This is a genomic window from Nonomuraea sp. NPDC049709 (genome assembly GCF_040674815.1).
In the GTDB taxonomy this organism is placed as follows: Bacteria; Actinomycetota; Actinomycetes; order Streptosporangiales; family Streptosporangiaceae; genus Nonomuraea.
Genome location: NZ_JBFANM010000061.1, coordinates 53766 through 75456, shown reverse-complemented (window position 1 = coordinate 75456; position 21691 = coordinate 53766). Strand labels below are relative to the sequence as shown.

22 protein-coding genes and 1 pseudogene are annotated in these 21691 nt (G+C 68.5%); 8 read left to right on the top strand and 15 right to left on the bottom strand.

From position 1 onward, the window contains the following. Window positions 1-608: 608 nt before the first annotated feature. Together AB0J69_RS44145 and AB0J69_RS44140 are read right to left on the bottom strand one after the other, a co-directional pair. Window positions 609-1466: a patatin-like phospholipase family protein gene (locus tag AB0J69_RS44145; RefSeq protein WP_364131013.1), complete on the bottom strand. Its 858-nt coding sequence runs from the start codon at window positions 1464-1466 to the stop codon at window positions 609-611. Window positions 1467-1640: 174 nt separating this feature from the next. Then, the gene (locus AB0J69_RS44140) at window positions 1641-2270 is read right to left on the bottom strand and encodes a TetR family transcriptional regulator (RefSeq protein WP_364131010.1); all 630 of its coding nucleotides are present in this window, start codon (window positions 2268-2270) and stop codon (window positions 1641-1643) included. 120 nt (window positions 2271-2390) lie between these two features. On the opposite strand from AB0J69_RS44140, the gene AB0J69_RS44135 reads away from it, so the two are divergent. The 7 genes and pseudogenes from AB0J69_RS44135 to AB0J69_RS44105 all read left to right on the top strand — a co-directional run bounded on the left by AB0J69_RS44135 (window position 2391) and on the right by AB0J69_RS44105 (window position 6508). Next, window positions 2391-3254, top strand: a complete 864-nt coding sequence (locus tag AB0J69_RS44135) for an oxidoreductase (protein ID WP_364131007.1) — start codon at window positions 2391-2393, stop codon at window positions 3252-3254. Window positions 3255-3503: 249 nt separating this feature from the next. Next, the gene (locus AB0J69_RS44130; RefSeq protein WP_364131005.1) at window positions 3504-4163 is read left to right on the top strand and encodes a hemerythrin domain-containing protein; all 660 of its coding nucleotides are present in this window, start codon (window positions 3504-3506) and stop codon (window positions 4161-4163) included. 229 nt (window positions 4164-4392) lie between these two features. After that, a complete protein-coding gene (locus AB0J69_RS44125; protein WP_364131003.1) occupies window positions 4393-4638 on the top strand; it encodes an LLM class flavin-dependent oxidoreductase in 246 nt (81 codons plus the stop codon). Beyond that, a complete protein-coding gene (locus AB0J69_RS44120) occupies window positions 4638-4889 on the top strand; it encodes a hypothetical protein (protein ID WP_364131001.1) in 252 nt (83 codons plus the stop codon). Before AB0J69_RS44125 ends, AB0J69_RS44120 begins: the two co-directional genes overlap by 1 nt. 99 nt (window positions 4890-4988) lie before the next feature. Beyond that, window positions 4989-5564: pseudogene (locus AB0J69_RS44115) on the top strand (hypothetical protein). A gap of 267 nt (window positions 5565-5831) precedes the next feature. After that, window positions 5832-6194 carry a hypothetical protein gene (locus AB0J69_RS44110; protein WP_364130999.1) on the top strand — a complete coding sequence of 121 codons (363 nt, stop codon included), beginning with the start codon at window positions 5832-5834 and terminating at the stop codon, window positions 6192-6194. A gap of 8 nt (window positions 6195-6202) precedes the next feature. Next, window positions 6203-6508: a hypothetical protein gene (locus AB0J69_RS44105; protein WP_364130996.1), complete on the top strand. Its 306-nt coding sequence runs from the start codon at window positions 6203-6205 to the stop codon at window positions 6506-6508. Window positions 6509-6512: 4 nt separating this feature from the next. Here the strand turns inward: AB0J69_RS44105 and AB0J69_RS44100 are convergent, their stop codons facing one another. Then, window positions 6513-8063 (bottom strand): ABC transporter substrate-binding protein, encoded by a 1551-nt coding sequence (locus AB0J69_RS44100; protein ID WP_364130993.1) that lies wholly within the window; start codon window positions 8061-8063, stop codon window positions 6513-6515. A 174-nt stretch (window positions 8064-8237) separates the two neighbouring features. Here AB0J69_RS44100 and AB0J69_RS44095 point away from each other — a divergent pair, with 174 nt between their 5' ends. After that, window positions 8238-9317 carry an inositol-3-phosphate synthase gene (locus tag AB0J69_RS44095; protein ID WP_364130990.1) on the top strand — a complete coding sequence of 360 codons (1080 nt, stop codon included), beginning with the start codon at window positions 8238-8240 and terminating at the stop codon, window positions 9315-9317. Here AB0J69_RS44095 and AB0J69_RS44090 read toward each other — a convergent pair. From AB0J69_RS44090 to AB0J69_RS44035, 12 genes are read right to left on the bottom strand one after another with little or no spacing between them, the layout of a single operon-like run. Beyond that, window positions 9307-9927, bottom strand: coding sequence for a 4'-phosphopantetheinyl transferase superfamily protein (locus tag AB0J69_RS44090; protein WP_364130988.1), 621 nt, complete (start codon window positions 9925-9927; stop codon window positions 9307-9309). The two genes, AB0J69_RS44095 and AB0J69_RS44090, sit on opposite strands and share 11 nt — an antisense overlap. Before the next feature lie 58 nt (window positions 9928-9985). After that, window positions 9986-11140, bottom strand: coding sequence for an acyl-CoA dehydrogenase family protein (locus AB0J69_RS44085; protein ID WP_364130985.1), 1155 nt, complete (start codon window positions 11138-11140; stop codon window positions 9986-9988). Next, window positions 11137-11751, bottom strand: a complete 615-nt coding sequence (locus tag AB0J69_RS44080; RefSeq protein WP_364130982.1) for a hypothetical protein — start codon at window positions 11749-11751, stop codon at window positions 11137-11139. Before AB0J69_RS44080 ends, AB0J69_RS44085 begins: the two co-directional genes overlap by 4 nt. Window positions 11752-11762: 11 nt before the next feature. After that, a complete protein-coding gene (locus AB0J69_RS44075; protein WP_364130979.1) occupies window positions 11763-12551 on the bottom strand; it encodes a hypothetical protein in 789 nt (262 codons plus the stop codon). Between the two features lies 1 nt (window position 12552). Next, window positions 12553-12816 carry an acyl carrier protein gene (locus tag AB0J69_RS44070; RefSeq protein ID WP_364130976.1) on the bottom strand — a complete coding sequence of 88 codons (264 nt, stop codon included), beginning with the start codon at window positions 12814-12816 and terminating at the stop codon, window positions 12553-12555. Continuing rightward, window positions 12813-14087, bottom strand: coding sequence for a type III PLP-dependent enzyme (locus AB0J69_RS44065; protein WP_364130973.1), 1275 nt, complete (start codon window positions 14085-14087; stop codon window positions 12813-12815). The genes AB0J69_RS44070 and AB0J69_RS44065 overlap by 4 nt, the downstream gene beginning before the upstream one ends. Beyond that, on the bottom strand, window positions 14084-15415 hold the full coding sequence (locus AB0J69_RS44060) for an ATP-grasp domain-containing protein (protein WP_364130970.1): 1332 nt from the start codon (window positions 15413-15415) through the stop codon (window positions 14084-14086). Before AB0J69_RS44060 ends, AB0J69_RS44065 begins: the two co-directional genes overlap by 4 nt. A gap of 11 nt (window positions 15416-15426) precedes the next feature. Beyond that, on the bottom strand, window positions 15427-16359 hold the full coding sequence (locus tag AB0J69_RS44055; RefSeq protein ID WP_364130967.1) for a 3-oxoacyl-[acyl-carrier-protein] synthase III C-terminal domain-containing protein: 933 nt from the start codon (window positions 16357-16359) through the stop codon (window positions 15427-15429). Further along, the gene (locus tag AB0J69_RS44050; protein ID WP_364130964.1) at window positions 16356-16595 is read right to left on the bottom strand and encodes an acyl carrier protein; all 240 of its coding nucleotides are present in this window, start codon (window positions 16593-16595) and stop codon (window positions 16356-16358) included. Before AB0J69_RS44050 ends, AB0J69_RS44055 begins: the two co-directional genes overlap by 4 nt. 20 nt (window positions 16596-16615) lie before the next feature. Further along, entirely contained in the window at window positions 16616-18295 is a 1680-nt protein-coding gene (locus tag AB0J69_RS44045; RefSeq protein ID WP_364130962.1) for an acyl-CoA dehydrogenase, read from the bottom strand. Further along, entirely contained in the window at window positions 18288-19856 is a 1569-nt protein-coding gene (locus AB0J69_RS44040; RefSeq protein WP_364130960.1) for an acyl-CoA dehydrogenase, read from the bottom strand. Before AB0J69_RS44040 ends, AB0J69_RS44045 begins: the two co-directional genes overlap by 8 nt. Further along, window positions 19853-21613: a fatty acyl-AMP ligase gene (locus tag AB0J69_RS44035; RefSeq protein WP_364130958.1), complete on the bottom strand. Its 1761-nt coding sequence runs from the start codon at window positions 21611-21613 to the stop codon at window positions 19853-19855. The genes AB0J69_RS44040 and AB0J69_RS44035 overlap by 4 nt, the downstream gene beginning before the upstream one ends. Window positions 21614-21691: the final 78 nt, after the last annotated feature.

The window sequence follows — 21691 nt, the reverse complement described above, 5'->3', positions numbered from 1 at the left end:
CCCACCAGCGCCCGAGAGCGACAGGGTCGGCGGAGTCGACGATGATCTGTTCCCATTCCAGTGCCATGGGCTTGAGCATAGACAGGACCGGCGGCCCGGCCCCGGAGGGGTCGAGCCGAGATACGAGCAGAAGCGGCCAACGGTCGATCATGTTCGTGATCTCGGAAGTGGACTGGGCGAGTTTCGGAGTCCTGGAGTGTGACTTGGATCGTTTGAGGTCGTGATTCTTGGACCGGTAGTTGTCGTCGGGTCGCCAGCCTCGCGACGGAGCCTCAGTGTCGACGGCGGGGCGGGGCGAGATGCTCGGGGACCTTGGCGATGGCTTCGGCGCCGGGCTTGACGTAGCGCATGGCGGTGCGGGGGTTCTTGTGCCGGGTTTTGCCCATGATGTGCTGAGCGGGACTTCGGGCTCGCCGAGGTGGGTGGCGGCGCTGTGGCGCAGTTGGTGCAGGTCGAGGCTGGCGTACTTGTCCAGCAGGACGCGGGCGCGGTCGTAGTCGAGGCGGGCGCGGCCGGTGTGCGGACAGATGTCGGCGGCGGCCGGGCGGCGGGCCGGGACAGGGCGGCGTTCGGACAGGAACAGCGGCCCGTGCGTGCGCGTGCTTCCGTCAGGGAGAGGAGCCGGTGGCGCATCGCGGCGGCGGCCTTCCGGCGCCGCGACCTGTGGCCGGGAACCTCACGTCAAGTCGATCGCCAGCCGACGGCCCTGGGCGCGCCCCGCTTCGGCAGCCGGGCGACGGGTGGAAGGGTTCCGCCGGGTTGGTGCCGATAGCCGCGCGGGAGGCGGGGTCGGGCTCGACGACCGCGACCGTGGTGCCGTTCGCGCGCAGCTCCTCGATGGCCGCGGCCAGCGGTTTCTCACAGGGAAACAGCTCCATGTGGCCCAGGGGCGCGATCACCAGCACGCGGGACGCGCCCGCCGCGAGGTCGGCGCTGGTGTTGGAGCGGACGGCGCCATCGACGTACCGGCGGCCGTTGATCGTCGCGGGCGGCCACATGCCTGGCACGGCACAGCTCGCGTGGACGGCGTCGACCAGGCTGACGCCGGAGGCGTTGTCGAAGACCCGCGGCTCCCCGCTGTCGGCGTCCGCGGCGATGAGTTTCAGCGTCATGTGGGAGGGCCACTCGTGCGACGGCAGCCGGGACTCGATCACCCTGCGCCGCGCTGCCTCCGGCACGGTGTCGGCGTCGAGCGCGAACCTGCCAAGCGCACGCCGCACCTGCTGGATGCCGTCGGCGCCCTCCAGCACGGCCTTGAGTTCCGCGCCGAAGTTCTGCAGGTCGACCTGCCCCATGATCTCGAAGGCCTGGAGTTCGGGATCGGTCTGCCGGGCATAGAGCTCCCGCAGGCTCAATCCGCTCCCCAGTTGCGCCGCGACGGTCGAGCCCGCGGACGTCCCCACGATCTCCTCGACATCGGTGACGTTCCGGCCCGCATCGGCCAGCCCGATCAGCAGGCCGGTCATCCACGCGATCCCCGCGGGACCTCCGCCTCCCAGCACCAACGCCTCGGTCATGTCTTCTCCTTCAGCCATTCAACATGTTGTTCCGATGCCGCATCGTCATGCGTCACCCCGGTTCTGCCGCGGTTGTGCACGGTCTTTGCTCGGACCGGACGGTTTCCTTCAACGGCGTCGCCGTTAGTTCGGGGCCTCGGAGCCGGATCCGGGCGTGCCGGAAGCGTGTGCCTGATCGGTGCCTTCCTCGGTGGCGGCATGGGGTCGCACCAACAGGGTGATCGCCTTGACGACGTCCTCGCGCAGCACCTCGGGATCCGGCTGCCTGGTGGACGTGCCGAACGGGAACGCGGGTGACCAGGACGTGGCGATCGCCATCAGCGTCGTCACGAGGAACTCGGGCGCGAAGGCGGGGTTGACCAGGCCTTCGCGCTGGGCGTCGGCCACGGTCGCGGCCATGTCTCGGAAGGAGCCCGCCCGGGATGGTGGCAGCTGGGCGCTCTGGTCGAGGGTCGACCACGCGAGCAGCCTGATGATCTGCGGGTGTGCCATGGCGAAGTCGTATACCTTCCCGGCGAAGCCGGGGAGGTCTGCGGGCGTGAACGGCATCTTCAGGTTGACGTCCGCCAGATGGCGTTGGAGCACCGTGGTGAACAGCTTCTCCTTGTTCTCGAAGTAGATGTAGATCAGGTTCTTGTTGCACCCGGCGTTGCGCGCGATGCGGTCGACGCGTGCGCCGGCGATCCCGTAGGCGGAGAACTCCTCCAACGCGGCGTCGAGGATCCGTTCGCGCGTCGCTTCCGCTTTGCTCATGTTGGCGCCTCCTTTTCGGGCGACTCTACCAGCTTGACTAACCAGTTAGTTTCATCATAATCTCTCGCTAACTGGTTAGTTAGTCGCTGGTGAAGAGCGACCGACAGGGAAGGAAACGACATGACCGCAGCATCCGCCGGAAGCGTTGCCCTGGCCGACGGCCTGACCGTCAACCGCATGGGCTACGGCGCCATGCAACTGGCCGGCCCGAACGTCTTCGGCCCGCCCCAGGACCGCGACGAGGCCGTCCGCGTGGTCCGCGCCGCCGTCGAACGTGGAGTGAACTACATAGACACCTCCGACTTCTACGGCCCGCACGTGACCAACGAGATCATTAAGCAGTCGTTGGCCCCCTACACCGAGGGCGTGCACATCTTCACCAAGGTCGGCGCGCTGCGCGGTCAGGACGGCTCGTGGATCCCCGACATCACGCCCGCGTCGCTGAAGCAGCAGGTCCACTCCAACCTCAAGACCCTCGGCCGCGATGTCCTCGACGTCGTCTACCTCCGGCTGCCCAACCACGACGGCACGACCGACGACCCGATCTCGGATGAGTTCGGCGCACTCGCCGAGCTGCGTCAGGAGGGCCTGATCAAACACCTGGGCCTGTCCGGCGCCTCGGACACCCAGCTCACTGAGGCACAGCAGATCGCCCCGGTCGTGGCGATCCAGAACCTCTACAACCTGGTCATCCGGCAGGACGACGCGCTTCTGGAGCGCTGCGCGCGGGAGAACATCGCCTTCGCCTCGTTCTTCCCGCTGGGCGGCTTCAGCCCCATCCAGTCGGACACGCTCAGCGATGTCGCCGCCCGGGTGGGCGCCTCACCGCAGCAGGTCGCGCTGGCCTGGCTGCTGCAGCGCTCGGCCACCTCCGTGGTGATCCCGGGCACCTCGAAGCTCACCCACCTGGAGCAGAACATCAAGGCCGCCGAACTGACCCTGCCCGCCGACGCGATCGCCGAACTCGACGCCATCGGAGCCTGAGCTCCGCCGGCCGGCCCTTGAGGAGCACCTCATGACCGACACGACATCGATCAGCCGTCCGGCCGTGGGGTTCATCGGCCTGGGCGACCAGGGGCCGTCGCGTTGCCGCGCGAGCGGTCGCCCGCGGCGTCACGCACATCAGACCAGTTGGGTCGCGCCCCCACCCTCTGTGCGCCTGCCGACGGCGACAGCGACGGCAGATTTCCGACAAAGAGCGAGGATCCAGTGCACACGAACAGCAACGAGCCGATGGCTGATGTGCGGGACATGTACATGGCCCACACCATGATCCGCCGGGAGTTCGGCCTGCTCCCCCAGCTCGTGCGAGACGTCAAGCCCCGAGACACTCAGCGTTCGGAGGCCGTCGGCGCCCACGCCGACTTCATGTGCGGTCTGCTGCACTTCCACCACGAGGGTGAGGATGTGGTCCTCTGGCCCCTGCTCCAGGAGCGGGGCGGGGAGGAGGCCGAGTCCATTGTGCCCGTCATGGAGAAGCAGCATGACGCCATCGAGTCCGCCAACGCCGAGGCGATGCGCTTGTTGGTGGCATGGCGGTCCACCGCGACCGGCACGGAGGAACTCGCCGCGGTGTTCGACCGGCTGCTGGCCGCGCTGCTGGAGCACATGGTGATGGAGGAGGAGCGGATCCTCCCCCTGGCCGAGAAGTACGTCACCGCCGCCGAGTGGCGCAAACTCGGTGAGCACGGCATGGATGAGATGCCGAAGAAGCTCCTTCCGCTCGCCTTTGGCATGGTGATGTACGAGGGCGATCCCGAGGTCATCAGGGCGGTCCTCGCCCAGGCGCCGGCTCCCGCTCGCTTGCTCATGCCGTTCATTGCGCCGCGCCTGTACGCCAGGCACGCCAAACGGGTCCACGGCACGGCCACCCCGCCGCGGGCCACCACCTGACCCGAAGGCCGGCCCACGACTCGCTTCCGACCGCTGGGCAAAGGACTCCCATGAGGATCGGGTTCGCACTCCCCTACCTGCACCATGTGGCTCATCAGGTCGCCCGGATTGCGGAGTTCGCCCGCGTGCCGGAAGACGCTGGGGCAGCGAGCCGCTGGGTAGGGGACCGCAACGTCGCCGCCGTGAACCCGCCGGTCGGGATCGCAGCTCCGGCGATACCACGATCCCGGTGGAATACCGGACCGCCGCGGACCCCTTCGTGCTGCTCGGTGTCGCGGCCGCGGCCACCGAACGGGTGTCGGTGTTCAGCCACGCCCTGATCGCGCCCATCTACGCGCCCGTGCCGTTGGCCCGCGGGCTGACCACGATCGGCCCAGTCAGTGGCGGGCGTCTGATCGCGGGCTTCGGTGCGCTCTCCAACGTGTGGGAGAGCGAGCCGACGGCTGGCTGCCGGCGTGCATGGTGCTGGGCTTGATGGACGCCGATACGGTGCTGGAACAACGTACGTTCGTCGACCGGTTCGCCACCGCAGCGGGACGCGACCCGTCGCGGATCGACGCGGTGATGCGCGTCGACACCGCCGAAAGCGCCTCGCCAGCTGAGGTCGCCGGCACCATCAAGTCGCTGGCCGAACACACCGGCAACAGCACTTCATGGTCGAAGCCATGTCCCTGCCCCACGTTGACGCCTCGCTCGAACTCGTCACCTAGTGCGGTGACCACATAGGTTCACCGGACCGCGGACACACCCGACGGCTTGCGCAGGCTTCGCCGGATTCTGCTTCAGTGTCGTATCGACATGCACGATGACGGCAGGAGGATCCGTATGGCCGAACCTGTGCGAGCACGGCGGTTGTCCGATCAGGAGGGACAGACGCTGCAACGACTTGTCCGGCGAGGCCGGCACGAGTCGATCCGGGTCCGGCGAGCACTGATCATCATGGCCTCGGCCAGTGGCACGCCGGTTGCGGCGAGGAGGTCACCATGCGCTTCCCGCAGCGGTGCTTCGCCTTCGACCAGTTCGGGCCACTGTCCATCCGGCCTCAGCCCGGCTCCGGCTGGGCGCCCGAGGGCAAACCCGAACGACAACCGGCCACCTACACGCGCACCCATGGGGTGCGCTACTTCCGCCGCGCACAAGGTCGAGCTGTGCTTCACCCCGACCAGCGCCTCCTGGGCCAACCCGATCGAAGCGCAGTTCGGACCGCTGCGCACCTTCGTGATGAGCAACTCCGACCATCCCAATCACACGGTGCAGACCCGAAAGCTCCAGGCCTACCTGCGCTGGCGCAACGCCAACGCCCGCCACCCCGACGTCCTGGCCTCCCAACGCCGCGAACGCGCACGCATCCGCAGCGAAAAACAGCGCCGCTGGGGACGACCAGCCGCCCAAGCCGCATGATCAACCACCACCCCGGTGAACGTTCGTGGCCACCCCACTAGATGATGTCGCTCATCGAGCGTGGCTGACCACCGCGCCGCGCCTCTGTTCGGCGGCCGGGGCGGCAATGGCAGAGCACGGTTACGGGCCCGGTACGTCGGCTGGACAGACACAGGACACCATCACGCAAACGAGCCGGGTCCGTAAAAGACAGATTGTCGGCGCCCGGGATATGGAGATCACTGACATATGGAACGGGCCGGCGCTCCGAGCGCTGAGGTGTCGCGGGTGACTGCGAACTTCCGGCAGTACCTCGTGGGCTGGGGTCAGGCGGATCGGTCGACAGGTGACCTCGAGTACTACCGCAGCGGGCTCGCGCAACCGCAGTTCAATGGTGTGGTGCGGGTGCGGTCCCTGGACTTGATCGACCAGGCCGTGGCGACCGCGCGGGTTCGGTTGGCAGACGTTCCCTGGTGGTGGTGGGTCGGTCCGGACAGTCCCGCGGGCACCTCCGCCGCCCTCGTCGCCCGTGGGGCGGTACGGTTCGGGGTGCTCCCGCTGATGACCAGGCCGCTGGACCACGTCGCCGACCTGGAAGGGCCCTCCCCTGGCCTGAGTATCGAGGCACCGAGGCGGGCGGCCGGCTTGTAGAGTTGGTCGTGGTCTACAGCACCTCCATGGGTGTCACGCCCGGCGTGGAGCCGGGCATCGTGCGGATCGAGGCCCAGCACCCGGACAACGCCGACATCGTGCGGCTCGCTGCCATTGTCGAGGGGCGCGTGGTCGGGACGACGGTGGTCGTCATGGCACACGGAGTCGCCGGGATCTCTGAGGTGTCAGCTCGTGCTCAGTGGCGCATTTCCTCGGCATCGAGCTGGTGGTCCGCCCAGACGTCGCAGGCGCCCTGTGCAGCAGCCGTGCCGATGTGGACCAGCTCCGCGCAGGGGCCGCCGGTGAAGTGGTAGGCGTTCACCGCCGTGACGATCCGGCCGTCGTGGTTGCGGGGTTCAGGTGAAGCAGGACCACCCCGGCGTCGGGCCAGGTGTAGGGAGAAGGCAGCGCGTACGGATCCTCCTTTGAGGGCCAGCCCACGTATTTGGTGGTCCGGTACTGCGACCAAGAGGGGCTGTAGAACAGCGGCACGACGGGCAGCCTCTCCTGCATGATCCGGCCCAACCGCTGGATGGCGCGCCGCCGCTCGCCTTCGTCATCGGTGTAGGCGTAGTCCGCCAGGAGGCTGTCACTTTCCTCATCCTTCCAGCGCTGGAAGTTGCCCACGGGCGGGGCCAGCCAGCTGAGCAGCATCGACCACATCTGGAGAAACGGCGTGTGCCCGGCCGGCGTGTCCTTGATCGACAGATCGAAGCGGCCCGTGCTGACCCTGGACATCCACTCGTCGTGGGCCAGTTGATCAGGCAGCACAGTGATCCCGACCGTGGCCAGGTCGTTCCGGATGAGCTCCGCCGCCTTCACCCAGTCGGCGAATTCGGCGGGCACGAGCAGCGAGAAGGTGAGCTCCTCAGGCGTGAGTCCCTCCAGCAGCAGACTGGCCCTGGCCCTGTCGACACCGAACCTCGCCGAACGCTCGCCGGGCCGCAGGTACTTTTCACCCCCCGGCATCAGCACCCCGGTCGGGTGCGCCACGGTCGGGTAACCGCCCCCGGCGATGTCGACGATGGCGTCCCGGTCGATCGCGAGGCTGATCGCCTGGCGTACCTCGGTCCTGGACAGGGTGGGGTGCGCCAGGTTGGGCACCAGGTTGACCAGCCCTTCGGGCGGGAAGTAGTGCCTGTTCCGGTCCGGCCTGCCCTGCACGTAAATCCGCTCGATGTCCGGCACGTACGCCCCGGCCCAGTCGATCCCGCCGTCCCGCAGGCCGGCCAGGACGCTCTCGCCGGAGCATGCGGGAAAGCGCAACGACGGTACGATCGGCTTGCCCGGCTGCCAGTACGACTCGTTCTTACGCATCTCGTAAAGCTGCGGGGAGTACGTCGACAGTACGTACGGCCCGGTCCCGACCGGTCGCGGATTGGTGTGGGAAACGGGGTCGGTCACCCTTTCCCAGAGATGCTTCGGCACGATCGGCTGATTTCCGGCGATCTTGAACAGTTTGATATAGGAAGGGGCGGAGAAACGCAGCCGGACCACGTGCGGCGCGAGCACTTGCGTGCAATCCAGTTCCAGCGGCCCCTTGGTCAGCTCCGGGTGTCTTTTCAGGATATCGAAGGTGCAGGCCACGTCATCGGCGGTGAACGGCTGGCCGTCGGTCCATTTCACGCCGGTACGCAGGGTGAAGGTGAGGGTCTTGCCGGAGTCGGCCCATTCGTGCTTCGTGGCCAGCCAAGGGGTGATCTCACCGGGCTTGAGCCGGTTGAAGAAGGCCAGCGTCTCGTAGATCATGCCGGCCGTACCGGGGTTCGCCCCCTCCAGGATGAGGGGGTTGAAGTTCTCCTTGAAAATCTCGGCGTCGGCGGCGTGGATGACGAGCGGCGGCAGGTCCGGCTCTCCTGCTAGTCTCATGAGATCCTTTCCCGGAGGTCGGCAAATCCCGATTCGAAGAAATTCAACCGGAGAATTGCGCGACGCGGAAAGCCGGTCAAGGAGGATGTCGGATACCCGACACATTTCTGGCCGACTGTCATTGCCTGGTCTTGGATGGTGCTCATTCCCGGTCCCATTGATTGGAGTAACCGCATGGGTTCTGTTCGCGTGGCGATCGTCGGTGTCGGCAACTGCGCGTCGTCACTGGTCCAGGGAGTTCACTACTACCATGATGCCGACCCGGAGACACGGATACCGGGCCTGATGCACGTGAAGTTCGGCGACTACCACGTCGGCGACGTCGAGTTCGTCGCGGCGTTCGACGTGGACGCCAAGAAGGTCGGGCGTGACCTGTCCGAGGCGATCGTCGCCAGTGAGAACAACACCGTCAAGATCTGTGACGTGCCGCCCACCGGCATTACGGTGCAGCGCGGGCACACCTATGACGGTCTCGGGGAGTACTACCGAGAGATCATCGAGGAGTCCGACGAGCAGCCGGTCGACGTGGTGCGGGTCCTTCACGACACCGGGGCCGATGTGCTGGTCTCCTACCTGCCCGTGGGATCCGAGGAGGCCAACCGCTTCTACGCGCAGTGCGCGCTGGACGCCAAGGTGGCGTTCGTGAACGCGCTGCCGGTCTTCATCGCCTCCGACCCGATGTGGGCAGAGAAGTTCACCAAGGCCGGGGTGCCGATCGTCGGCGACGACATCAAGTCGCAGGTCGGCGCTACGATCACGCACCGGGTGCTGGCCAAGCTGTTCGAGGATCGCGGGGTGGAGCTGCTGCGCACGTACCAGCTCAACTTCGGCGGCAACATGGACTTCATGAACATGCTGGAGCGCCAGCGGCTCATATCCAAGAAGATTTCCAAGACCCAGTCGGTCACCTCGCAGATCCCGCGCGAGATGGCCACGAGTGACGTCCACATCGGCCCCTCGGATCACGTGCCGTGGCTGGACGACCGGAAGTGGGCGTACGTGCGGCTGGAAGGGCGGTCGTTCGGCGACACGCCGCTCAACCTGGAGTACAAGCTCGAAGTCTGGGACTCGCCCAACTCGGCCGGCATCATCATCGACGCCGTCCGGGCCGCCAAGATCGCCCTCGACCGAGGTGTCGGCGGGCCGATCCTCTCCGCCTCGTCGTACTTCATGAAGTCGCCGCCCAAGCAGTTCTCCGACGACGAGGCCCGCGACTACGTCGAGAGGTTCATCCGCGGGGAGGTCACGCGCTGATCGCCACTGCCGCCCGGAACCCGGGCGGCACCGGTATGTCGAGGACCAGCCAGGTTCCGGACAAGATCCTGACCGGGTCCCGGACGAGCGCAGGTGACGGCCCGCCGACCGGTAGCCGCAGGCCCTGCGCCAGCCGCCCGCCGGCCGCCTTGACGCAGGCCTCGCGCCGCGCCCAGAGCAGCGCGAAGAGCTCCGGCGACCCGTCGACGAACCCGGCGTCCTCCGTTGGGAGGAACCTGCGTGCGAACGCCGCCCGGTCGAGTTCGGGACGCACCTTCTCCACATCGACGCCCACACTCCGCCCACGCGCCACGGCCAGCAATGCCAGGTCCCCCGAGTGCGACAGGTTCCACTGCACGTCGGGCCTCGACGGCAGGTACGGCTTGCCGTACCTGCCGATGGCGATCCGCACCTCACCGGGGCGAACGCCCATGCGCCTGCCGAGCACACACCTCGTGGCGGCACGGGAGACGATGTAGCGCCGCCTGGCGGCCGCGTCGCTGAAGTCCGCCGCCCGAGCTCGCTCGTGATCGTCGAGCGAGCTCGTCAGCCCATCCAGATCCGCCGATCGGACGATGGGGATCCGCCAGATCTCCAAGTCTCGCGGCATTGTCACGATGCCCGCCGGCACATCGTCTGCCGACGGGCGGGACGCCGAATCGATCGCGTCATTTGCCGATGATTTTGCCTTGGGAGATGCCCTGGAAAACGTTGAGATGGTGGATGTTGCGCGTGCCCTCCATGTATTCGATGCCGCGTGCGTCCCTGACGTATTTGTCGAGCAGCGGGTGCTCCAGCCGCGCACCGGCCCCGAAGAAGCCGAGCGTCCGCAGGGTCACGTCCTCCGCCAGCCGGGCCGCACGCGACTTCGCTGCGGAGGCGAGGGGGCCCAGGCCCGGATCGTCGTTGTCGGACGCGGCGGCGGCCCGGCGGACGAGCTGCCGCACACCTTCGATGCTCAGGCCGATGCCGTCGAGTTCGGCGCGTTCCCATGAAGTGAGCGCACGCCGGTGCGCGCGCACGTAGTCGTAGGCGCCGCGGGCGATCCCGAGCCCGAGGGCGGCCACACCGGGTCTCAGCTGGTTCAGCCCGCGAACGGCGCCCAGCAGGCCACGCCGGGACGGGGACAGATGCGAGCCGAGCAGCCGGTCGGTTGGAATCTCGACGGAGGAAAAGCGCACGTCGGTGACCTGGTTGCCGCACAGCCCCACCGTTGGGATCGGCGTGGCGACGAAGCCCGGGTGGCCGGTATCGGCGAGCACCGCGGCGACGCCGAGCGGACCCGGCCGCACCCGGGCGAAGATCACGCCAAGGCTGGCGCGGATGGCGTTGCCGATGAAGCGTTTGGCCCCGTTGAGCAGCAGGCGGTCACCGTCCTGGGTGAGCGTGGTCTGCATCCCGCCCGCGTCCGATCCGCGTTCGGGCTCGGTGAGCGCGAAGAAGGTCCAGGTGGGACGCTCGGTGATGCGCCCGAAGAACAGCTCCTGCTGCGCCTTGTTCCCGAGCTGGCTGACGAGCACCCCGGACATCGAGGGGCCCGGTGCGGCCAGCATCATGCCCGCGTCGGCGGCCCCGAACTCCTCGCAGATCGTGACCCGCTCCATCCCGCCTCCGCGGAAGGGGTGGCCGTCGAGCACGATCGGATCGTCGTCGTATTTCTCGGGAATCGGGGTCCTGGACAGGAATCGCATGCCGGGCAGGTCGAGGAGCTCATACACCTTGTCGGGGGTGCGCTCCAGGTCGAGCGCCCACTTCGCGAGCTCTTCGGCCCACTCACGGGCATGGGCACGCAGCACCGACTGCCGCTCGTTCAACTCGATCATTTCGCTGCCCTTCCGGTGTAGGCGTCGGCCAGGAGTTCGGAGACGTGAGCGCTCTGGCCTGGACCGTCTGCGCGAAAGCCGCTGCCGCCGAGCAGCCTCAGCAGAATGCGGTCCGCCAGCGTGATCCGCTGGTGGAGCGCCGTCAGATGGTCGTGGCCGAGATCGCCCGGCTGCGCTCCCTCGAGCGCCGTGAGGACCTCCAACTGCTCGATCACCGCCTCGGCCAACTGGGCCTTGACCAGCTGGAGCAGCAGCAGCGGAGACCCGTCAGACGTGCGCCCGCCCAGGTAGGACCGGCAGTGTTCGAGGAGCCCTTCGGACAGGCCGTATCGCAGCCAGGCCAGCCCCAGGGCCCATTCGGCGGTCATTCCTGCCGTGGCCGGTTCGCGCAGGGCCAGCAGTGACCGCCCGTACAGATCCACCTCCCCGAGGATGGTGGAAGTGGCCGCCGCCCTCGCCACCTCGCGTGGGATGAGGGCATGACCGGCCGGGCCGTAAACGACCCTGCCCGCCGCGGGCCCCGCGTGCAGCAGGAGAGCGGCGGCGACCAGCCCTTCGGTCCTGGCGGTGGCTCGGATGGTCGCGTAGGAGAGTTCGTCGTGGGAATCCATTACGCCTCGCATTAGGTGTCGAGTGTGCAGATGCTCAGGTTGCGCATCGTGCGGTCGTAGTCGGCGACGGCCACTCGCCGGCCGTGCCACCCGGGCAACGCGGCGGCCAGCGCCACCCAGACCCCGCTGCAGGGCAGTCCGGGCGGCGCGACCCTGATGTCCTCGAACTCGTTCGAGAGCGTCGCCGCCAGGCCCCGGCCCGCGACCAGCGCCGTGCGCCCTCCCAGCTCCGCGGCGAGCAGGCCGGCCACCTGCTCCGGGGGGACCTCGGTCCAGTGATGCACCTCGAAGCCCTCCGCCATGGCACCGCTGTCGGTGAACACCAGCCCCGCGGCGCAGTCCCGAAGTGGCACGATCTCTGTCGGCCCGGCCACGTCGTACGGCAGGCTCTGCTGATCCATCACCATCAGCAGGCAGTTCGACGCCCCGTACGTGCGTAGGATCTTCAGGGCTGTGAAGGAGGCGACCACCCCCTGATCCGTCACGCCGAGGGGGAAGGGCTCTCCGGGGAGCAGTTCCGCCAGGAGCGAGGTCGGCGACTGGATCAGATCGGCGTCGGGCACCGCGGTCGCCAGGGCGAACATGTCGACCGGCACCGGAAACGGCCCCAGCTCCGGGACCACGGCCTCTGCCATCTCCGCGTAGCTGTTGCGCCGGGTGGACATGTAGCCGGGGCGCAGGGGCAGGCCGTACAGGTCGGTGACGTCGTGGATGTAGCTGTTCATCAGCGCGTGGGCTCTGCCGGAGAGGAACGGCCGTCCCTCTTCGAACATCCGGGCCCCGATCCGATGCAACCGCACGCTAGCCCTGCTCGATGACGTAATCGGCGAGCGAGCCGACCGTCTCGAAGTGCCGCTGCTCCAGCGTGTCGGTGTCGAACTCGACGCTCAGGTCGTCCTCCAGCCGCATCAGCAGCTCCAGCACGCTCGTCGAATCGAGTCCGAGGTCGTCGAACAGGCGGGTCCGCTCGTGGATCTCCGAGCTTTCCCTGCTGAGCATGGCGCTGAGGGCGCCCGCGATGGCACCGGTGATCGCGGAACGCTCGATCTCCTGGGTTCTGCTCATGAGCTGGTCTCCTTACGGGGGATGAGTCGTTGCCTATCCAGTAGGTCGTTGACACCGTCGCGGTCGCGGACCAGGTGGGCCACACCGCCGACGACCAGGACCTCCGCGGGATGTCCGTGGCTGAGGAAAAGCACCGGCGACGCGCTGGGGCCGTACGCGCCGGAGTTGAACACGCCGAGCAGGTCGCCGGGGCGCAGGTCGGGAAGCTGAACCGCCTTGCCGATCGTGTCGTTGGGTGTGCACAACGGGCCGGTGATGTTCCAGGGTCCCGATGGCGCGTCGGTCCGGTTGAGCAGGCGCATCGGGAAGTTGCGCTTGACGAACGACCCGATGCCCACGGCCGCCATGTGGTGGTTGGTGCCGCCGTCGGCGATCGCGAACCGCTCCCCCATCGAGGACTTCACGTACCGCACCCGTACGACGTAGACACCGGCCGGCGCGGTGAGGTAACGGCCCAGCTCCGTGATCATCCGAGCCCCCGGATGATGTGCGGCGAACTCCTCGATCACCGGGTTGAGCAAGCCGGCCAGGACCTCCACGTCGAGGTCCCGCTCACCGTCGAAGTAGGCCACGCCGAGCCCGCCGCCGACGTCGACGATGTCGAGGGGGAATCCGAGCTTCACCGACAGCCGCTCCGCCATCTCGAGGATGAGCGCCGTGTTCCGCACGACGACGTCCTCACTGAGAATCCGGGTTCCCATGTACGCCTGGACGCCCACGATCCGCACGTTCGCATGCCTGCCGGCCACGTCCGGCGCTCCCAGAAGCTGCTCCTCGTCGATGCCGAACTGGCGGGGCTTTCCGCCCATCGTCAATTTCGAACCCTTGACGGAAAAGGCAGGATTGACGCGGAGCACCACAGCCGCGGTATCACCTCGTTCGGCGGCCAGGCGGTCGATCAGTTCCAGCTCGCCGAAGGACTCGCACACGATGGCGCGCACCGGCGTGTCGAGACAGGCGCGGAGCTCCGCCTCGCTCTTGCCCGGGCCGAGGAAGATGATGTCCTCGGGCGCGACACCGGCCCGCACGGCGGTGGTCAGCTCGGCCAGGGAAGACACCTCGGCCCGTGCGCCGTACGAGCTGAGCAGGGCGCAAATGGACAGGTTCGGGTTCGACTTGAGCGAGAAGAAGATCTCGAGCCGTGAATGCAGGCGGGCGCGCAACCTCTCGTACTGGTCGCGCAGGGCGTCACCGTCATACAGGTAGAGGGGTGTGCCGTACTGCTCGGCCAGCTCGCCGATCCCGATCCCCTGGACCTGGTACGCCGTCATGCCAGTCTCCTCATGATCTCGTGGTCGAGGACGGTCCGGGCGTCGTGGCCGTCGGCGATCAGCAGGCCGTACAGGCGCCCGTCGAAGGAGGAGCTCTCCCCGGCGGCCGCGTTCACGGTGGCGAAGTTGTTGACGAGCAGGCCAGCGCCGCCCGGGCCCTCCAGCAGCAGACCGGCCAGCTTCCGCCTCAGAACCCGGTACGGCAGGCGCTCACTGAGCCGCAGCGGGTACTGCCTGGCCAGCGCCACCTGCCCCGGCGCCATGAAGCGCTCTTGAAGGGGCAGTTGGTAGGTCGACATGTTGTTGCGCGCGTTGATCTCGACCACGGGATACAACCGCCCGCTGGTGTCCACCATGGCGTCCACGCCGACCACGCCGTAGAAGCCGTCTCCGGCGAGAGTCTTCGCCAGCCGGTGGGAGGCCTCCTCCAGCTCGGCCACCTGCTCGGCCGTGAGGGTGGCCGGGATGCGGTGCCCCTTGTGCACACCGTTGTCGGTGATGGCCTCCTTGACGAAGTCGAAGTGCGCGCTCGCGTCCGGGCTCACGGTGAACTGGTAGTTGAGGTCGGCGGACTTGGCCACCCACTCCTCGATCACCAGCGCGACCGTGTCGTCGCCCGACTTGTCGGCCCGGCGCAGGATCATCGCGTGCAGGCGCTCCAGCTTCTGCCGGTCCTCGACCACCACGATGCCCTTGCCCGAGACGCCGAAGGCATCCTTGATCACAAGGCTCCTGCCGTGTTCGAGCAAGGTCAGAGCCTCGTCGAGCACGGCCTCCAGCTCGGCCATGGTGCCGGCCGTCCACCCGGCCACCTGACGCAGACCGGCATCGTCGGCGGCCCGGCGACTGTAGATCTTGCTGTTCACCGACTTGCACACGGCGGCCCGCGGTGTGACCAATGGCAACCCGGTGACGGCGGACAGTTGCTCCTCCAGCATCGAGGTGCCATGCGGGGCCAGCCGAACGCCTTCCAGCGCGGACAGGGTTTCCATGAGTTCGGGGTCGTCGAGCGCGTCGAGCGTCACGGTACGCCGCGGGTCGTTGCGCGCGACGGTATGCACCCGGGGCAGGGCAACACCTAGCTCGGCCAGATGGGCCAAGTAGTCCTGGTCGGGAGGTTCCTTGAGGATCACGTGGTCGTCAGGGCCGGCCAGGAGCAGGGTGAACTCGTCCATCCGGTTGACGATGGCGGCTCCGGCGGAGAATCCCAGGCGGGGAAGACCTTGCTCTCCCACCGCCCATTGGTCCTCGACCTCGAAGTTGCCGACGAAGGCCAGCGGTGTGTCCGGCGAACCCGTCAGCGCCGTCTTGACGCGTTTGAGAAACATCGCATACGTCCTCAGTGTTCGAACACCATGGCGGAAAAGAACCCTCCGACTCCCACAGCGGCCATCACGTACCGGTCGCCCGGCTGTAACCGGCCGAGCTCCTGAGCCGTCCGGAAATTGATGAAGGAGTCGGCGCAGAAGCAGTGACCGGTCTCTGGGATGTTGTCCAGCAGGACGCGTTCCAGCGGGAAGCCGAGGAGCCGGCACACCCGCACCCAGGAGACGCGGTTGACGTTGTGCGGCAGGACCAGGGCCACGTCAACGAGGGAGATCCCAGCCCGGTCAACTGCGGTGAGCAGTGCCTCGGCCACCGCATTTGGATAGACCTGCTGGAAGTCGGCGTTCGAGTCGTCGGTGAGCCCGAGCCCGGAGTTGAACCTGCCATACGTGCGCGCGGCGTATCCGAGCACGCGATCGTGTCCGCCGCCGATGCCGACCAGGAGCGCCGCCGCCCCTTCGCCGTTCACAGCCGCGCCGGGCACCGTTTTGACCGCGGTGGTGAAGGTCTTCTCGCCGGTCATTACCAGGGCGAGGGCGTCAGGATCGCCTTGCGCCGCCAGCAGCCGACCGGCGAGGTCGACCGCGAGCAGCCCCGACGCGCACGCTTGGTGGACCATGGTGAACGCCTCCGCCCGGCGTAACCCGAGCGCCCGCCGCACCTCGTGAACGTCACTCCTCGGGTAGGCGGTTACGACCGGCATGGTCCGCGCCTGGATCACGTAGCGGATGCGGTCCTCCTGGCCGCGCAGTTCGCTGAGCTTGCCGGCGGCGGCGAGCATGAGGTCGTATCCGGTGCCGCCGGGCTCGCGACGGATGTGTGAGAGGCCGAAGAATCGTTCGAACACTCTGAGCTGCCCGTCCGTCAGCCCCAGTTCGTCCTGAAGCGAGGCGATCGCCACTCGTTGCGGCGGCAGGTAGACAGCGACTTCTCGCAGGTCGGTCATCGCTGATCCACCAGCGCGCTCAAGTGGTCGGCCAGCGCGTCGATGGTCTCGTAGTCCCAGGCCACGGTCGGCTCTATCGGCAGATCCAGATAGTCCTCGATGTCGCCGCACATCACGAACGCGTAGACCGAGTCCAGCCCGTACGTCGCCAGCGACACCGAAGGACTGATCTCCGACGGATCCTTGCCGAGGTAGGACGCGACCCGCTGGGTCAGCCAGCTACGTAGATCGTCCACGGACGTCTCCTTCATTCATGTCACCCGGGTACCGGGCTGTCTGCCAGGTCAAAAGCGCGTGCGCCGGCAAAGCGGCCGACCAGCTCGGAAGCCAGCCGCTCCACCAGCGCCCCGGAGAGTTCTCCATCCCCGTGGCCGAGGTCGGCGGCCAGCCGGGTGAGTGCGGCCACCGCCCACGCGGGATCAGCGAGGAAGCCGCTCCTGGCATGCCACCACATGCCGAGCACGGCACCAGCCGCCAGGACGGCCGCGAACCGCGCGGGTACGGCCAGCGCATCCGGGCTCGCGTCCACGCCCAGATCTCTTGGCCGCAGTTGTCCGGCGTCTGCTTCGAGGCCGTTCAGCTCCGTGATGAACACCATGGCCAGCCGGCGCAACTCGGGGTCCGCACCCGCCTGGCCGGCCACCGTCCGCAGCACGGCGCTGAGGCTCTCCACCCTGCCCCTCGCCGAGGTCACCGTGAGGCGAGAGAAGTCCAGGGGCGGCAGGTCCGCGCCAAGGCGAAACAGCGGGTCGACCGCGCCTGCCGCGACAGGGCCTTCCGCGACCGGGTCCGCCCGCCGGGCGAGCCGCGGCATCTGCGGCAGCACCGTGGCCAGGCAGGCGACTCTGGCGGCATGCCCGAACCCCACGACGGAGACGTCGCGCAGCAGCTTCTGAAAGATCGCATATTCTCCCTGGCGGATGTAGAAGTGCGCGCCGAGCACCCGGGAAAGCCGGTCCATGGCGTCGATGAGCCGTTTGGACACGATGTACTTGACGAGGGAGGCATGCACGCTGGCCTCTCCCGGCAGCACGTGCACCGCCCGCGCCGCGACCGTGCAGAACGCGTCGCACAAGAGCAGGTCGGCGAAGGACCCGGCGAGAGTCGCCCGCAGATACGGGATGTCCGCCGCGGTCCGGCCGTACAACCTCCGGGCCGTGGCGAACCTGAGCACGGAGCGCAGCCCCGTGTCCAGGATGCCGACCATCATGGCGGGCAACGCGATGCGGGTGACCTGGAAGGAGCGCAGAGCGGTCTCGATGCCCTCCCCGGGAGAGCCCAGCAGCGCGTCGGCGGGCATCGGGCACTCGGTGAAGACGATGCCGCCCAGGTCCAGGCCGCGCATTCCCATGCTGCCGAACCGCGGCAGGTACGCCAGCCGGTCCGGCGGCAGGTCGGCCTTGCTGAGGAGGAACTGCGAGTGGCTGCGGCTCCCTTGCTCGGGCGAGGTCCGGGCGAAGACGACCATGGACTCGGCCCGCCGTGCGTTGGCGACGACTTCCTTGGCGCCGTTCAGTCGCCGCCCGTAGCCGGTGAGCTCGGTGCGGGCGAAGTCGTTTCCGTGCGCCAGCTCGTGATAGCCGGTAACGACCCTGCCGCCGCCCAGCAACTGCTCAGCGAGCCTCTTCTGCTGGTCCGGCGAGCCGCCCGTCCATACGTTGACCGCCGCGATGAACGAGCTGAGGCCGTATCCGAGGCCGAGGGTGGGGTCGCGGCGCCACACCGGCCGCATGATCCTGACCAGCCCGTCGAGTGTCGTCAGGCGGCCGCCGTACGCCGAGGGCACGAACTCGGCGCTCAGCCCGTAGGCGTCCAGCTCTCGCTCAGCCGCGGCGAACATCTCCCGGCGCTCGTCGGCGGCCACGACCTCCGCGTAGCCGAGGGGATTGGCGGGATCCCAGGGATCTCCGAGCAGCCGCTCCAGCGCTTCAGGCATCGAGCACCTCCTCGGCGAGCCGGTCGTAGGCGGCACCGGCCGGCCGGCCGGTGAGCCTGGCCAGGATGTAGGCGAGCGCCGCCGTGGCCCGGCTCTCGTCGCCGCCGTTGACCACGTGCAGTCCGAGCACGGCCGCTCCGGCGAAGCAGAGCTCGTACCGCTGGGCCAGCGCGAAGGACTCGGGGCTGACGTCGCGAACCGCCGGTGCGACCCGGGCCAGTTGCTCGTGCACCTCCTCGCACGCCTGCCGCAGCTCAGCCGCGCCTGGCAGCTCGGGCAGATAACCTGCGCGCAGGCGCTGCACGAGGCTGGAGCCGTTCCTGGAGGACAGGGCGAGCTCGTGCGTGTCAGCCGCCGGCGGCGGGAGGGACATGTCGAGCGTACGGCGCAGGCCCGGCTCGTCCACCGTGCCCTTCCGGTAACCGCGGGCCAGGGCCGGGAAGTGGTTGATCAGCGTGTTCTGGTTGACGAACGAGCTGCCGTCGAAGATCGCCACCACGCGGTGGTCGCGATCGAGCTTCTGGAAGGCGCCGTGATCGAGGACCTCGGTGAGGAACGCGCGGGCGCCCAGCAGCGTCCCGCACGCGGCGATCAACTCGTCGACCCTGGCCGGCACGAATGCCTTGGCCACGGCTGAGACGACGGCCATCTCGCCGGGGAGGGTGTGGATGGATCTGGCCGCGACCGTGGTGACGGCCTCGGCGACGATCCTGCCCGCGTGCGCCTCACCCAGCGTCCTGCGCACGTGGGGCATGTCGATCAACCGCCTGCCGTACAGATGCCTGTTCCGCGTGAACGACGTGGCCTGGCGCAGCGCCTGGTCGGCTGCGCCGAGCGACAGCCCGGCGCAGAAGGTCCGGGTGAGCTGGAGTGCCTTGAGCACGAGTTCCAGCCCGCCGCCGGGCTCGCCTACGAGGGTCGCCGGCGCGTCACGGAACTCGATGCCGCTGATGTCGGCGCCCCTGATGCCGTGCGTCGGCACCTTGGGTAGGTGGCGGTAGCTGCCCTCCGGCAGGGTCCGCTTGTCCGCCAGCATCACGCTGAACCCGCGGGGCCCGCCCGCGCGGGACGTGCGGGCGAGGACGGTGAGCAGGCTGCTGCGGGTGGCATTGTTGATCAGCCACTTCTGACCCGTCAGCCGCCCGCCGTAGGCGGTGACCTCACCGGCCAGCAGGTCGCTGCCATGGCCACGCTCGGTGAGCGCCCAGGAGACGGGGGTTCCGGCACGGACCTCGCGCGCCAGCCTCCCCGCCTGGTCATGGTCGCCGGCCAGCCACACACAGATCGACCCGAGGAACGTCTTGGCGTGCGCCACGGCGACCGTGAGGTCCCGGCGCGCGACGGTCCTGATCAGCTCGAGCAGCTCCGGGTAGGAGCGCAGGTCCCCGCCGAATCGGGCGGGCGCGTAGTGCGCCGGCAGGCCGAAGCGGTCCAGCTCGCGGCAGTGGTCCGCCGGAAACTCCTCGGCCCGGTCGAGCTCGGCGAGGCGCGCGTAGGAGAACAGGAGCCGGGGGTCGGCCGGGTCACCGAGCACGCGGTCCAGATCCGCGGCCGTGGTCATGTCGCGCTGTCCCGGTAGCAAGCGCGCACGGCGGGCGTGAGGTCCTCGTGCAGGGCAGTGAGCTGATCCTTGGTGAACAGGTCGCGCGTCAGCCCACGCTGGATCTTCCCGCTGGTGGTCCGCCGCACTTGGGACGGCCGGACCAGGACCACACCGCCGACCGCCACGCCGAAGTCACGCCGGATGGCTCCACGGATCTCTGCGGTGAGCCCGGACGGTGTCATGTCCACCAGGACGTGTGCGCGGCACTCCTGCACGATCACGATCTCCTCGTCAGGGGTGGGAACCGTGAAGACCGCGCCGACCCCACGGGCGAGCGCCGGGTGCGCCGCGCGCACCGTCGCCTCCAGGTCCTGGGGGTAGAGGTTCTGCCCGTGGACGATCAGCAGTTCCTTGATGCGGCCGGTCACGTAGAACTGGCCCTCGTGGATCGTCCCGAGGTCGCCGGTGCGCAGGTATCCACCGCGGCCCCGGTCGCTGGTCGCTCCGAAGACGGCCCTGGTCGCGTCCGGACGGTTCCAGTAGCCGCGCGCCACCTGGGGACCGCGTACCCAGATCTCGCCGATCCGCCCGTCCGGCAGGATCTCGCCCTTCACGGGATCCACGACGACGACCTCGTCGCGGGCCAACCCGCTGGAGATCAGCAGCCGGGTGTGCTCCTCGGCACCCACCACCGGGCGAGCGGGCACGAAGCGGCCGAGGGCGAGTTGGATGGCGTCCACGTCGGCGGTCACCATGCCGCGCCCAGGATCGGTGCAGGTCACCGCCAAGGTCGCCTCGGCCAGTCCGTACGCCGGGAGCATGGCCGCGGGATCGAGCCCATGAGATCTGAAGCGCTCGATGAAAGCGTGCTGGGTCGCGGCGCGGATCGGCTCGGACCCGTTCAGCACATGGGTCACCGAGGAGAGGTCGAGCCCGGACACCTGCGCCTCGGTGACCCCTCGCACGCAGAGATCGAAGGCGAAGTTCGGGCCACCCGTGAAGTTGACGCGGTGCCGGTCGAGCAGCCGCAGCCAGGCGTACGGCCGTTTGACGAACGCGAGAGGGGACATCAGCACCGTCGTGGCGCCCAGGCACAGTGGGAACAGCAGCAGGCCGATCAGCCCGAAGTCGTGGAAGGTCGGCAGCCAGCCGCCGAAGCGTGTCCGTGATGAGGCGCCGGTCAGGCGGCGGAACAACTCGGTGTGCTCCCGGATGTTGCCGTGGTCGACCATGACGCCCTTGGGGTCTCCGGTGGAACCGGACGTGTACTGCAGGAAGACGAGGGTCGCCGCGTTGATCGTCCCCGGGTCGGCCCACTGCCCGGCCGGTGGAAGCGCTCCGTCGACCGCCAGGCAGGCCATCGTCTCCAGGCGGGCGTCGTGCGCCCACTCCTGGACGGCGTCGAGCCCCTCTCGCTCGGCCAGTGCCACTTTGACGCCCGCGTCTCTGGCGATGCCGGCCAGGCGGGCCTGATGACTGCGGTGGCCGCCGGGCGGCGGCGCCGGAACCGCGATCATGCCCGCGTAGACGCAGCCGAGGAAGGCGAAGACGAAGCCGAGGCCCGGCTCGCTGAGCAGCAGGATCCGATCACCCGGGTTGGCGTGCAGTTGGAGCAGCGCGGCCACGCGGCGCGCGGTTCGATCCAGCTCGGCGTAGGTGACGCACTGGTCGGCGGTGGCGTCCATCGGGTCTGACGCGAAAACGACCGCTTCCTGATCGCCGTGGACGACGGCCCAATCCCGCAGGAGTGCCGTCAAGGTGTCGTGGTCAGGCATGCAACCCTCCCGGATGGAACCTGATGGGGATGATTTCGCCCGGTTCTCGGGGGCGACAGCCGCATTCGAGCGGCCCTT

What these genes read in the sequence shown, in the direction of transcription:
- AB0J69_RS44045 (WP_364130962.1), bottom strand. Translation starts at nt 18,295, where the DNA reads ATGCCTGAAGCGCTGGAGCGGCTGCTCGGAGATCCCTGGGATCCCGCC.
- AB0J69_RS44145 (WP_364131013.1), bottom strand. Translation starts at nt 1,466, where the DNA reads ATGACCGGCCTGCTGATCGGGCTGGCCGATGCGGGCCGGAACGTCACC.
- AB0J69_RS44120 (WP_364131001.1), top strand. Translation starts at nt 4,638, where the DNA reads ATGGACGCCGATACGGTGCTGGAACAACGTACGTTCGTCGACCGGTTC.
- AB0J69_RS44090 (WP_364130988.1), bottom strand. Translation starts at nt 9,927, where the DNA reads ATGCCGCGAGACTTGGAGATCTGGCGGATCCCCATCGTCCGATCGGCG.
- AB0J69_RS44065 (WP_364130973.1), bottom strand. Translation starts at nt 14,087, where the DNA reads ATGACGGCGTACCAGGTCCAGGGGATCGGGATCGGCGAGCTGGCCGAG.
- AB0J69_RS44070 (WP_364130976.1), bottom strand. Translation starts at nt 12,816, where the DNA reads ATGAGCAGAACCCAGGAGATCGAGCGTTCCGCGATCACCGGTGCCATC.
- AB0J69_RS44135 (WP_364131007.1), top strand. Translation starts at nt 2,391, where the DNA reads ATGACCGCAGCATCCGCCGGAAGCGTTGCCCTGGCCGACGGCCTGACC.
- AB0J69_RS44035 (WP_364130958.1), bottom strand. Translation starts at nt 21,613, where the DNA reads ATGCCTGACCACGACACCTTGACGGCACTCCTGCGGGATTGGGCCGTC.
- AB0J69_RS44095 (WP_364130990.1), top strand. Translation starts at nt 8,238, where the DNA reads ATGGGTTCTGTTCGCGTGGCGATCGTCGGTGTCGGCAACTGCGCGTCG.
- AB0J69_RS44060 (WP_364130970.1), bottom strand. Translation starts at nt 15,415, where the DNA reads ATGTTTCTCAAACGCGTCAAGACGGCGCTGACGGGTTCGCCGGACACA.
- AB0J69_RS44080 (WP_364130982.1), bottom strand. Translation starts at nt 11,751, where the DNA reads ATGGATTCCCACGACGAACTCTCCTACGCGACCATCCGAGCCACCGCC.
- AB0J69_RS44140 (WP_364131010.1), bottom strand. Translation starts at nt 2,270, where the DNA reads ATGAGCAAAGCGGAAGCGACGCGCGAACGGATCCTCGACGCCGCGTTG.
- AB0J69_RS44085 (WP_364130985.1), bottom strand. Translation starts at nt 11,140, where the DNA reads ATGATCGAGTTGAACGAGCGGCAGTCGGTGCTGCGTGCCCATGCCCGT.
- AB0J69_RS44130 (WP_364131005.1), top strand. Translation starts at nt 3,504, where the DNA reads ATGGCTGATGTGCGGGACATGTACATGGCCCACACCATGATCCGCCGG.
- AB0J69_RS44100 (WP_364130993.1), bottom strand. Translation starts at nt 8,063, where the DNA reads ATGAGACTAGCAGGAGAGCCGGACCTGCCGCCGCTCGTCATCCACGCC.
- AB0J69_RS44040 (WP_364130960.1), bottom strand. Translation starts at nt 19,856, where the DNA reads ATGACCACGGCCGCGGATCTGGACCGCGTGCTCGGTGACCCGGCCGAC.
- AB0J69_RS44055 (WP_364130967.1), bottom strand. Translation starts at nt 16,359, where the DNA reads ATGACCGACCTGCGAGAAGTCGCTGTCTACCTGCCGCCGCAACGAGTG.